The following is an 11,929-nucleotide window of genomic DNA, read 5'->3' as shown; positions in this document are numbered from 1 at the left end:
CTCATTCAATTAAAGCGGCAACATCAGTTGAGATCTTCCGGATACGGAAAATGCTCTGCCACCAGCGGTGGCGTATTGTAAAACGATTGTAACGCCTGAATAAAGCGCGCCGGTCGTGTGGGTATGCCTTTTTCCAGCAGTTCCAGCACCCGTTGACGCACTTTTCGCTGGAACGCGATCCGATCCGGCTCGCAATCACCGTTCAGATTGTCGCAGCTGACGTTGAACGGAAAGCCTGCGGCGACGCAGAACATCCATTCCAATGCCTGTGGCTTGACTTCTACCGCTTCAAATTCGCTTTGCGTCTGCGCGTCGCGCCCATCAGGGCAATACCAATAGCCGAAATCCACCTGTTTGCGCCGCTCGTCACCGGCAATACACCAGTGGGAAATCTCGTGCAGGCCGCTGGCGTAAAAGCCGTGGGCAAATACGATACGGTGATACGGCAACTGCTGGTCCGCCGGCAGATAGATCGGCTCGTCGTCGCCCTTGACCAGGCGCGTTTGATAATCGTCGCTGAAACAGCGGTTAAAAATATCAATCAGGTCAGTATATTGGTGTGTGTTTTGTACGTCTGACATAGGTAAAACCCGATAACCACAAAAATAGAGTGGTAATTATTCCACTTCAGTGCTGTTTTGGCTTGTTAAAAATGCATCGACAACCAGCGCTGGATTTCCACGCCGTGATTATCGTACAGCAATTTCAGGCTCATAATCAGCGAAACGATAACGATCATTGGCCGAATCAGCTTCTGCCCGCGCGTCAGTACCATATGTGCGCCAATGCGCGCGCCCAGCACCTGCCCGACCAGCATCACCAGGCCGATCCCCCACAGTACTTTGCCGCCCATGATAAAAAATATCAGGCTGCCGAAGTTGGAGGTGAAATTAAGCACTTTGGCATGTGCGGTGGATTTCGCCAGATTGAAACCACACAGCGTGACGTAAGCCAGCGCGTAGAACGAGCCGGCGCCAGGGCCGAAAAAGCCGTCGTAAAAACCGACGCAGCCGCCCGCCACCAGCCCAAACGGCAGCGCACTCAGGCGGCGCTGACGATCGCTTTCCCCCAAACGTGGCGTCAGCAGGAAATACAGCCCGATGCCAATCACCAACAGTGGCAACATCTGGCGCAGCAGATCGGCACGCATATGCTGTACCAGGATCGCGCCCGCTATCGAACCGAGCAGCGTCAGCAGAATGGTCAGTTTCTGATCGTTCAGATTGACCGCTTTGCGGCGGATGAAATACAAACTGGCGGAGAACGACCCGCCCACCGACTGCAATTTATTGGTGGCCAGCGCTTCCGCCGGGGGAACCCCCACCGCCAGCAACACCGGTACGGTCAGCAGACCGCCACCGCCGGCGATGGAGTCAATAAACCCTGCCAGTAATGCCACGGCAAACAACGCCCCGAGCATTTCGGGGCCGACCATAAACCAATCCATTTTTTATTCCGCAGCGAAATGATTATCCAACAACGCCTGACAAGACGGCGGCAACGGCGGCACTACCGGTTTACCCGGCTTCGCGCTTGGCTGATGCGGCTCGAACCAACTGGCTAATTCAGCGCCGCAGCCATCTCCGGCCGGTGGCGGATCCTGATCCTTGCATTCCAGACTGTCCGGCGGGCAACTCAAGCGCACGTGCATATGCGCACGATGGCCGAACCACGGACGCACTTTGTGCAGCCAGGCGCGATCGCTGCCCGCGTCGTCGCACAACCGCTGCTTGATCGCCGGGTTGACGAAGATGCGCGTCACTTCTCTGTCCTGCGCCGCCAGTTTAATTAACGAGGCGATTTGCGGCTGCCACTGGCTGTCGCGTACGCGCTTGCCGTCACCGCTCACCAAATCGATCGGTTGCGGTTTGAGCAGTTGCTGCGAACTCCAGCGCTGGCGTGGCAATTGCAGCCAGATATCGACGTCCAGTCCCGACTGATGGCTGGCATGGCCGCTGCTGAAGCGCCCGCCGGCCGGCATCGCCATGTCGCCGATCAATACCGTGCCCAGCCGTTGCTGGCTGGCCTGATTACCGAGACGCTGGATAAACGCCAGCAGATCCGGGTGACCGAAATAACGTCGCTGGTCCTGACGCATGACCTGATAATCCGCCGCGTTCAACGGCAACGGCTGCGCGCCGATAATGCACCCATTGGCAAAGCCGCCGATCGCCTGCGCCGAACCGGCCACCGGATGCGAGATTTGCTGCCACGGTGTCAAGGCCAGCGCGGACCCCGATGCCATCAGGGCCGCCAGGCCCAACATCCATTTTTTCATTGTTATCGTCACCCGATTGCGAAATCCCGTGTTACCAACGCGGTACGTCGGACACCACGTCACCGTTTTGCGCCCGCTGGCGCAGCAGATGGTCCATCAGCACGATCGCCATCATCGCCTCGGCGATCGGCACCGCCCGAATACCGACACAGGGATCGTGGCGACCGCGAGTCACCATTTCGACCGCTTCACCCTGGCGGTTGATGGTGCGGCCCGGCACCATAATGCTGGAGGTGGGTTTCAACGCCAGATGCGCGATAACCGGTTGACCGCTGCTGATGCCGCCGAGGATGCCGCCGGCATGGTTGCTCTGGAAGCCTTGCGGGGTAATTTCATCGCGGTTTTCACTGCCGCGCTTGCTGACCACGGCAAACCCGTCGCCGATTTCGACGCCTTTCACCGCGTTGATGCTCATTAGCGCATGCGCCAGATCGGCATCCAGACGGTCAAACACCGGCTCGCCAAGGCCGACAGGCACGTTTTCGGCCATTACGCTGACTTTGGCGCCGATGGAGTCCCCCTCTTTCTTCAGTGCGCGCATCAGTTCGTCCAACGCTTCCAGCTTGTCCGGGTCCGGGCAGAAGAACGGGTTCTGCTCAACCTGCTCCCAATCTTTCAGCTCGCAGGTTACGTCACCGATCTGCGCCAGATAGCCGCGAACTTTTACGCCAAACTTCAGTTCGAGGTATTTTTTGGCGATCGCCCCTGCCGCCACGCGCATCGCGGTTTCTCGTGCCGAAGAACGGCCGCCGCCACGATAGTCGCGCACGCCATATTTTTGTTCATAGGTATAATCCGCATGCCCTGGACGGAACAGATCCTTGATAGCACCGTAATCCTGCGAGCGTTGGTCGGTATTTTCGATCAGCAGCCCAATGCTGGTGCCGGTGGTGACGCCGTCGAACACGCCGGAAAGAATGCGCACCCGATCCGGCTCGCGACGTTGGGTGGTATAGCGCGAGGTGCCCGGACGGCGGCGGTCCAGGTCATGCTGCAAATCTTCTTCGGTCAGCGGAATGCCCGGTGGCACGCCGTCAACGATACATCCCAGCGCCACACCGTGCGATTCACCGAATGTAGTGACGCGGAATAACTGTCCAATACTGTTGCCTGCCATCACGGCTCCTTACTTCCCTGCCGCTTTCACGCCGCCTGGCGAGGGGCGGTTCAGGCTCGTCCGTGGGTCCGGCAAACCCGACGCCCGGCGGCGACGTGAAAACGCTGAGGGATACTCATTTTTATTATCAGGCCCGCTGGGCAGGCCTGGGGAAATCATCAGCTGCGGTACATGCTGAAATGGTCTTTACAGTCAACCAACTGCTGTTTGGTCAGCATGAACACGCCGTCACCGCCGTTTTCAAACTCCAGCCAGGTGAAGGGAATATCCGGATACTGCTCCATCAGATGTACCATGCTGTTGCCCACTTCACAAATCAGCACGCCGTCGTCGCTGAGGAAATCCGGCGCACAGGCCAGAATGCGACGCACCAGTTTCAGGCCGTCACTGCCCGCAGCCAGGCCCAGTTCCGGCTCGAAGCGGAACTCCTGTGGCAGATCGGACATGTCTTCGGCATCGACGTATGGCGGGTTGCTGACGATCAGATCGTACTGGATCGGCGGGACTTCACGGAACAGATCGGAGCGGATCGGGATCACCTGATGCTCGACGCCGTGCGCCTGAATATTGCGCTCGGTAACCGCCAGCACCTCGCTGGAGATATCAACCGCGTCCACTTCCGCTTCTGGGAAGGCGTAACCGCAGGCGATGGCGATGCAGCCGCTGCCGGTGCACATATCCAGGATATGGCGTGGTGGGTGTGGGATCAATGCGCTGAAACGGTCGTTGATCAATTCGCCGATTGGCGAGCGTGGCACCAATACGCGTTCATCGACGTAAAACTCCATGCCGCAGAACCAGGCCTTATTGGTCAGATAAGCGACAGGAATACGCTCGTTGACGCGGCGAATCACGCGCTCAACGATACGGTGGCGCTCGCTGGAGGTCAGGCGCGCTGAACGCATGTCTTCAGGAATATCCAGCGGCAGGTACAAACTCGGCAGAACCAGCTGCACCGCTTCGTCCCACGGATTATCGGTTCCGTGACCATAATAGATATTGGCGGCGTTAAAACGGCTTACGGTCCAACGCAGCATATCCTGAATGGTATGCAGTTCGTTCACTGCTTCGTCGACGAAAATTTTGTCCAATGTGCCCTCCGGCAGGCGGCTGTGATTCATGAGATAGCCGCATAGTTTGCCATGAAGCCCGCGACAAATCAGCTTCGATACCCTAAATAATTGGCGCAACATCCGGCGGCAGGCAAACGCCCTGTCGCCGCCGCTCTGGCGGAGCGCATGCGCCGCCAACGGCGAGATGGCAGGCAGCATATCGGCCTACGTCACTACCGATGACGGTTTTGCTTCGCCAGACCACGGGCACAGGCTAAACTGTCGCGATGAATAATTTCCGGTGAATGAATTAATGAAAAACAGACACCCTCTGAGCAAAGATGAATTGCAGCTCTTCAGAGAGTCGGTGACAGGCGCCAAGAAGCTGCGTCAGGACACCATCGTCCACCGGCAGCCCAAACCTACCGCCAGGCAGGCCGCACCGCAGCGGCTGATGCAGGAGCAGGTCGATGCCAGTTTTTATTTTTCTGATGAATTCCAGCCGCAGTTGGATGACGAAGGCCCAGCGCGCTACGTGCGCCCCGGCTATAGCCATTTTGAATTGAAAAAACTGCGGCGTGGCGATTACCTGCCAGATCTGTTCCTCGATCTGCACGGTTTGACGCAGCTGCAGGCCAAACAGGAACTGGGGGCGCTCATCGCCGCCTGTAAACGCGAGCATGTGCACTGCGCCTGTGTGATGCACGGCCACGGTAAGCATATTCTCAAGCAGCAGACGCCGTTATGGCTGGCACAGCACCCAGACGTGCTGGCGTTCCATCAGGCACCGAAAGAATGGGGTGGCAGCGCGGCGCTGCTGGTGTTGGTCGAGCTGGCTGAATAATTCAGCGCAAGAATGACAAAGGGCGATGTTTAGCATCGCCCTTGGGGTTCATCGTCGCATTGTCCGCGTCAGACTTTCGCCATCAGCTGCGACGGGCTGACCTGCCATTCCAGTTTCCCCTGGCTGCCGTCGGCGGCCAGTTCAACGTTGGCAATCGCCGACGTGGCAAACATTGGCGGGCATTCGCCCGGGCAGAGTTCCGCCACCAGGTAGCCCACCAGCGGCAGATGCGAGACGATCAACACCGCGCCTACCCCTTGTTGCGCCAACAGTTGCAGATAACTCCCCACCAGTGAGGCATCGCCACCTGGGGTGAGTTCCGGCAGCACTTCTTCGCCTTCCGGCAGCGTCAACGCTTCACGCACCGTTGTCAGCGTCTGTTCGGCTCGCAGGTAAGGGCTGACCAGCACGCGTTCAATATCCACTGACTTGGCATTTAGCCAGGCCGCCATCTGACGAGACTCATCACGGCCACAAACGGTAAGAGGCCTTACCGCATCGCTGGCCGCCTCGAGTGCCGCCTCTCCGTGACGCATAATCAAAACTTGCATATTGCACCGCTGTTGTTGACAAAATAACGCTATACAGAAACGCAGAGCGTGCTGTATCGCCGAATACCTATAGCTCAAGAGCACAAGTGCTTCAAAACGATAACGCGCCGTCTCTCTATGGCGGCCGGGCATTTTGCCTGAAAGTTCACGTAAAGAAAACGCTGTTTTTTGCACCAACGGCAGCGTAGCGTGAATCCATCGCTCACTTGACAACCAATTCAACGGGTTGAATTTTAGCCAACCCCTGATAAAAGTTTTTTATCGTGATGCCACATTCATCACCACGCGGTTACGTTACCTCGCCCTAATCTCCCTGTACAGCGTCCGGAATTGACGCTGTTGCAAGGAGTGATGAGGATCACATTGCAGCCTTATTGCTACTGTAGTGCAAATCGGGCGGCCATGCCGTTAACCGCCGGGTATTTTAGCGCGGATAAAAGCGCTCTCCCTGCTGTGCCATACGCTGCAAGCGCTCGCAGGGCGCAAAATGTTCGCCGTATTGCTGTTGCAGATAGTGCAGGGTTTTCACCACCTTTTCCGCGCCAAGCCGATCGATATAACGGAACGGCCCGCCAAGGAATGGCGGGAAGCCAATGCCGAACACCGCACCAATATCGCCGTCGCGCGCGCTGCGAATCACCCCTTCGTCCAGGCATCGCGCCGCCTCGTTCAGCATCATCATCACGCAGCGCTGGGCAATCAGCGCCGGTTCGAGATGCGCCTTTGGCGTCACGCCCAGCAGGGAATACACCTCGCTGTCGGCGCGTTTGCCGCGCTGCCGCTGCTGGCCTTCGCTCGGGTAGAGATAAAAACCACGCCCATTTTTGCGCCCTTTGCGGCCGTCCTTCAATAGCGCATCAAACGCCGCCGGTGCGGCAAAACGCGGGCCCAGTTCGTTGACCAGCACCGGGATGATTTTGGTGCCGACATCGATGCCGACCTCATCAAGCAGCGTAATCGGCCCAACCGGGAAACCGAAATCCACCAGCGCCTTATCCAGGGATTCCATCGGCTCGCCGGCCAGCAGGCAACGGGCAGCTTCATTGATATAGGGCGCCAGAATGCGGTTGACGTAAAATCCGGCCCGATCGGCCACCACTATCGCCGTTTTGCCCTGTTTGTGCGCCAGGGCAACGGTGGTGGCAATGGTTTCCTCACGGGTGCCGGCATGCGGGATCACTTCCACCAGCGGCATTTTATCCACCGGACTGAAATAATGCAGGCCGACCACCTGCTGCGGCCGCTGCGCCTTGGCGGCAATCTGGCCAATCGGCAGTGACGAGGTATTGGAGGCAAATACCGTGTGCGGTGCGGTGTGCTGTTCTACTTCGGCCACCATGCGCTGTTTCAGTTCCAGATCCTCGAACACCGCTTCCACCACGATATCCACCCGGTCAAAACCGCTGTAATCGGTGGTGCCGGAAATCAGCATCATCTGCTTTTGCCGTTCGGCTGAGCGCATGCGCTTGCTGCGTACCCGTTTGCCAAGCACCTGCCAACTGTACTTCAGCGCATGGTTGATGCCCTGCTCGTTGATATCCTTGATGCGCACCGGCAAACCGCCGCGCATGGCGGTAACGCAGGCAATGCCACCGCCCATCAAGCCACCGCCCAAAATACCTACGCGCTGCAGTTCACGCGGCTGTGCGTCGCCGCCACGCTCTTTTTTCAACGCGGTAGAAGCAAAGAACAGGCTGCGCAACGCGGCGGACTGTGGCGTCATCGCCAGTTCGCCGAACGCGCGCGCCTCGGCCTGATAGCCATGGCCGCTGCCCTGCTCCAGACCAGCGCGCACCACCTGAATAATGCGCTCCGCCGCCGGGTAATTACCGTGGGTTTTTGCCAGCGTTTTCTTACGCACCACGCTGAAGAGCAGGCTTCGCCCCAGCGGCCCGTTCATCAGACGCTCCTGCCAGGGCAGCGTCGGCTTGCTCTTCCAGCCCTGTTTGACCCGTGCGATCGCCGCATCAAGCAAGATAGCCTGCGGCACCGCATCATCGACCAGCCCCATGCGCAACGCCTGGCGCGCTCGAATGTGTTTACCGGTCAGCATCATGTCCAGCGCCTTGCTGGCGCCAATCAACCGCGGTAAACGCTGAGTACCACCAGAGCCGGGCAGCAGCCCCAGTTGCACTTCCGGCAGACCCAGCGCGGTTTTGTCGTCCAACGAACAGACACGGCTGTGGCATGCCAACGCCAGTTCCAGGCCACCGCCGAGACAGGCGCCGTGAATGGCCGCCACCACCGGCACCGGGAATGCGGCAATTTTCGCCAGCGTACTTTGACCTTTGCGCGCCAGATCCTCCGCCTCCTTGGCGTTGCTGCACGCGGCGATCATGGTGATATCTGCGCCGGCAATGAACGAATCCGGCTTGCCTGACACGATCACCAGCCCCTCCAGTGCGGCATATTGCTGCGCCTTGTTCAGCACCTCATTGACCTGATCGACAAATTCCGCCTTCAGCGTATTCACCTTTTCGTCCGGGACGTCGATGGTGATCACACCAATATGGTCCGGTCGCAGCGTCAGCCGAAAAGCCGACGGCGTGGCACGCTGTTCATGCAAGGCATTTGTGACGCTCATTGTTCCACCTCCACCACCATCGCTGCGCCCAAACCGCCGGCCGCACAGGCGGTAGCCAACCCCAAGCCACCGCCGCGGCGCTTCAGCTCGTACAGCGTCTGGGTAATCATGCGTGCGCCGGTTGCGGCAAACGGATGCCCGTAAGCAATCGAGCCGCCCAGCACGTTGAATTTATCCATATCGACCACGCCAATCGCTTCATTGCGCCCCAGTTTTTGCTGGGCGAACTCGCGGCTGGCGAACATTTTCAGGTTGGCCAGCGTCTGCGCCGCAAAGGCTTCATGCATATCGATTAACGCCAGATCCGCCAGGGTAATACCCGCGCGATCGAGCGCCAGCGGCGTGGCATAGGAGGGGCCAAGCAGCATATCCTGCCAGACATCGATGGCGGCAAAGGCAAAACTGCGCAAATAACCCAGCGGCTGCAGCCCCAATTCTTTGGCACGCGATTCACTCATCATCAGCACCGCGGCGGCGCCGTCGGTCAATGGCGTGCTATTGGCGGCGGTAACGCTGCCATGCTGGCGATCGAACGCCGGCTTCAATCGGGCGTATGACGCCAGGCTGGAATCCTTGCGCACGTTGTTGTCTTCGGCAATGTGCGCCTGGTACGGCGGCACATAGGCGGTCATCACCTCGGCGCGCAGCAGCCCCTGCTCCCACGCCCTGGCGGCCAACTGGTGCGAACGATGCGCCAACGCGTCCTGGTCCTCACGGCTGATGGCATGCGACTTGGCCATCTGCTCGGCGGTATCGCCCATGCGCAGGCCGGTAGAATACTCCGCCACCGCCGGCGGCACCGGCAGCAGGTCGCGGAATCTGAGCTTGCTGAACAGCTTGAGGCGTTGCGACAGCGTACGCGCTTTGTTGAGATCGACCAGAGTGCGCGCCAGCGCTTTGCTGACGCCTATCGGCAGCACCGAAGAGGAGTCTGCACCGCCGGCAATACCAATACCGATACTGCCGGCGACGATGCTTTCCGCCACGTTGGCTATGGCCTGGAAACTGGTGGCGCAGGCACGGGAAACGCTGTAGGCGTCGGTGTGCACGCTCATGCCGGTACCCAGCACGATTTCACGCGCGATGTTTGGCGCTTCCGGCATTTGCACCACCTGGCCAAACACCAGTTGATCGATTAATTCCGGGTCAATACCGCTGCGCGCCAATAATTCACTTACCGCCATTTTGCCAAGATCCACCGCCGGAATACCGTGATAAGCGGTCGCCTGCTTGGCGAAGGGGGTACGCAGTCCATTTACAATTGCAATACGGTCACCCTGTCGGGTAACCAGCGGCAGTGCCTTACTCATAAACGCTCCTGAAGGAAAAGACGTCAGCGCAACCATCAAAACAGGTCTGACCTGATGAGGCCATTGTTAACCAGATGTTGATATTTGGCAAACCGGCAGAGGTGAAATCTGCGAGCAGGAGCAACTTTCTAACGGTAACCCAGGAGAGGCTGGAGGCAGGAAAAGCTGCGCGGCAGACCCGCGCAGCGACGTCGACTCGCGCTGTTTAACGCAAGCCAAGCTGGAAGATCAGGGTTTCCGCCTGGCAGCAGAAGATAAAGTCGACATCCAGTTGGAAGCCGCCGTCAACCGGATTAATGCTACTGTTGATGTCACAGGGATCGGATTCCACCGCGCGGGCCTTGTCGGTCAATGCCGCCAGCGCTTGTTGTGCCTGTTGTTGATCTGTAAAGACCTGGCTATAGGATGCGGTGCAATCGGTGTTATCCATCACGGTGCCGACATCCACACAGCAGCAGGCTGCCGTTTCTTGCGCACTGCATTTGTTTATTGCATCTGACATGTTCAATTCTCCTCACCGGGCAGCGTCAATACCGCCTAAAGTGCCAAATTTGATCGGGCGCATAATCACAATAATCTGAGGGCTATTTTACTCCCCCGTGGCGCGCAGCACTAGCACTTACTGTTAGTAGGTGTTTTAAGCGATGGAAATCACAAACGAAAATGGTTGCCTGCTAATGAAGCGTCAGAATTTTGTTATTTACCGTCGGTGTTTTGTTAAGCAGATCTCTTTTTTGATATCAATTTTGAAATATCTGAAAAACATAGTTGCAACATTTTCACAGGTCAGACCTATAATTCAGCCACTGGTCTGATTTGTCTGATGGATAACGGACCCTACAATCCCGCGCTCCTTGTTACCTTGTGTAACATAGTTTAAATAATAAACACATAATGAGGTTTTGGTCATGAGCCAGAAAAACCTATTTACTAAATCAGCTCTCGCAGCTGCAGTGGCAATTATTTCATCAAACGTGTATGCCGCAGGATTCCAGCTGAATGAGTACTCTTCATCTGGTTTAGGCCGTTCTTTCTCTGGCGAAGGCGCAGTCGCGGATAATGCCACGGCGGCAAGCCGCAACCCTGCTACCATGATGATGTTTGATAGCCCAGCGCTTTCCGTCGGTGCGATCTTCGTCGATCCGGACGTTGATATTTCCGGCACGTCATCTTCCGGTGCCAGCCTTAACTCGAAAAACATTGCACCAGCCCAGTGGATCCCGAACCTGCATTATATTCACCCATTGAACGATCAATGGGCAGTTGGCGGTTCCGTGACCAGTAACTATGGCCTGGCAACCGAATTCAACGATGGTTATACCGCAGGCCCGTACGGCGGTAAAACCGATCTGACCACGGTCAACCTCAACCTGAGTGCCGCCTACCGCTTGAATCAACACTTCAGCTTCGGTCTGGGTTTTGACGCGGTTTATGCCAAGGCCAAACTGGAACGTTACGCCGGTGAAAGCGGTCCTGCTCTCGGCATGCCGGCCGATACCCAGATCTCGCACCTGAAAGGCGACGAGTGGGGCTACGGTTGGAACGCTGGCCTGTTGTACGAAGTTGACGACAATAACCGTTATAGCCTCACCTACCGCTCTGAAATCAAAATCGACTTCGACGGCGATTACAAAAGCAGCATTCCTTCACAGTACAATCCGCTGCAGGGCAGAACCGGCCTGCCGTGGGGTACCGACGGCAATACCATTCCGGGCTCTCTGACTCTGCACCTGCCGGAAATGTGGGAAATTTCAGGGTATAACAAGGTTGCGCCGCAGTGGGCTATCCACTACAGCCTGGCCTATACCAGTTGGAGCCAGTTCCAGGAGCTGCGCGCTACCGGCAGCAATGGCCAGACGCTGTTCGAAAAACATGAAGGCTTCAAAGACGCTTACCGCATCGCGTTGGGTACCACTTATTACTACGATGATAACTGGACCTTCCGTACCGGTATTGCCTTCGATGACAGCCCGGTTCCAGCACAGAACCGCTCGATTTCCATTCCGGATCAGGACCGCTTCTGGCTGAGCGCCGGTACCACCTACGCGTTCAACAAAAATGCCTCGGTTGATGTCGGCGTGTCCTACATGCACGGCCAGCATGTCACGGTCAAGGAAGGCCCATATACCTTCGAATCCGAAGGCAAGGCCTGGCTGTACGGCGCCAACTTCAACTATACCTTCTGATCGCTGG

Annotated in this window: 11 protein-coding genes; 2 read left to right on the top strand and 9 right to left on the bottom strand. The window is 57.6% G+C overall.

What is annotated here, in order from left to right:
- Nucleotides 1-23: 23 nt before the first annotated feature.
- The 5 genes from AC2AXP_RS14535 to prmB all read right to left on the bottom strand — a co-directional run bounded on the left by AC2AXP_RS14535 (nucleotide 24) and on the right by prmB (nucleotide 4,486).
- On the bottom strand, nucleotides 24-581 hold the full coding sequence (locus AC2AXP_RS14535; RefSeq protein ID WP_004960343.1) for an elongation factor P hydroxylase: 558 nt from the start codon (nucleotides 579-581) through the stop codon (nucleotides 24-26).
- Nucleotides 582-646: 65 nt separating this feature from the next.
- On the bottom strand, nucleotides 647-1,447 hold the full coding sequence (locus AC2AXP_RS14530) for a sulfite exporter TauE/SafE family protein (RefSeq protein ID WP_004960340.1): 801 nt from the start codon (nucleotides 1,445-1,447) through the stop codon (nucleotides 647-649).
- Between the two features lie 3 nt (nucleotides 1,448-1,450).
- On the bottom strand, nucleotides 1,451-2,278 hold the full coding sequence (mepA, locus tag AC2AXP_RS14525) for a penicillin-insensitive murein endopeptidase (RefSeq protein ID WP_004960337.1): 828 nt from the start codon (nucleotides 2,276-2,278) through the stop codon (nucleotides 1,451-1,453).
- A gap of 31 nt (nucleotides 2,279-2,309) precedes the next feature.
- Nucleotides 2,310-3,395: a chorismate synthase gene (gene aroC / locus AC2AXP_RS14520; protein ID WP_004960335.1), complete on the bottom strand. Its 1,086-nt coding sequence runs from the start codon at nucleotides 3,393-3,395 to the stop codon at nucleotides 2,310-2,312.
- 158 nt (nucleotides 3,396-3,553) lie between these two features.
- Nucleotides 3,554-4,486: a 50S ribosomal protein L3 N(5)-glutamine methyltransferase gene (gene prmB / locus AC2AXP_RS14515; protein WP_198773485.1), complete on the bottom strand. Its 933-nt coding sequence runs from the start codon at nucleotides 4,484-4,486 to the stop codon at nucleotides 3,554-3,556.
- A 274-nt stretch (nucleotides 4,487-4,760) separates the two neighbouring features.
- On the opposite strand from prmB, the gene smrB reads away from it, so the two are divergent.
- On the top strand, nucleotides 4,761-5,291 hold the full coding sequence (gene smrB, locus AC2AXP_RS14510; protein ID WP_004960326.1) for an endonuclease SmrB: 531 nt from the start codon (nucleotides 4,761-4,763) through the stop codon (nucleotides 5,289-5,291).
- A 68-nt stretch (nucleotides 5,292-5,359) separates the two neighbouring features.
- Here the strand turns inward: smrB and sixA are convergent, their stop codons facing one another.
- From sixA to AC2AXP_RS14490, 4 genes are all read right to left on the bottom strand, one after another.
- Nucleotides 5,360-5,842 (bottom strand): phosphohistidine phosphatase SixA, encoded by a 483-nt coding sequence (sixA, locus tag AC2AXP_RS14505; RefSeq protein ID WP_004960321.1) that lies wholly within the window; start codon nucleotides 5,840-5,842, stop codon nucleotides 5,360-5,362.
- 424 nt (nucleotides 5,843-6,266) lie between these two features.
- Nucleotides 6,267-8,426: a fatty acid oxidation complex subunit alpha FadJ gene (gene fadJ / locus AC2AXP_RS14500; RefSeq protein ID WP_004960319.1), complete on the bottom strand. Its 2,160-nt coding sequence runs from the start codon at nucleotides 8,424-8,426 to the stop codon at nucleotides 6,267-6,269.
- The gene (fadI, locus tag AC2AXP_RS14495) at nucleotides 8,423-9,736 is read right to left on the bottom strand and encodes an acetyl-CoA C-acyltransferase FadI (RefSeq protein WP_198773486.1); all 1,314 of its coding nucleotides are present in this window, start codon (nucleotides 9,734-9,736) and stop codon (nucleotides 8,423-8,425) included. The genes fadJ and fadI overlap by 4 nt, the downstream gene beginning before the upstream one ends.
- A 205-nt stretch (nucleotides 9,737-9,941) precedes the next feature.
- Entirely contained in the window at nucleotides 9,942-10,238 is a 297-nt protein-coding gene (locus AC2AXP_RS14490) for a YfcZ/YiiS family protein (RefSeq protein WP_081445075.1), read from the bottom strand.
- 406 nt (nucleotides 10,239-10,644) lie between these two features.
- On the opposite strand from AC2AXP_RS14490, the gene fadL reads away from it, so the two are divergent.
- A complete protein-coding gene (gene fadL / locus AC2AXP_RS14485) occupies nucleotides 10,645-11,922 on the top strand; it encodes a long-chain fatty acid transporter FadL (protein WP_004960307.1) in 1,278 nt (425 codons plus the stop codon).
- Nucleotides 11,923-11,929: the final 7 nt, after the last annotated feature.

Source organism: Serratia sp. Sp408, from assembly GCF_057180665.1.
Note: the sequence above shows the minus strand (reverse complement) of the source record. Positions and strands in the feature narration are given on the sequence as shown.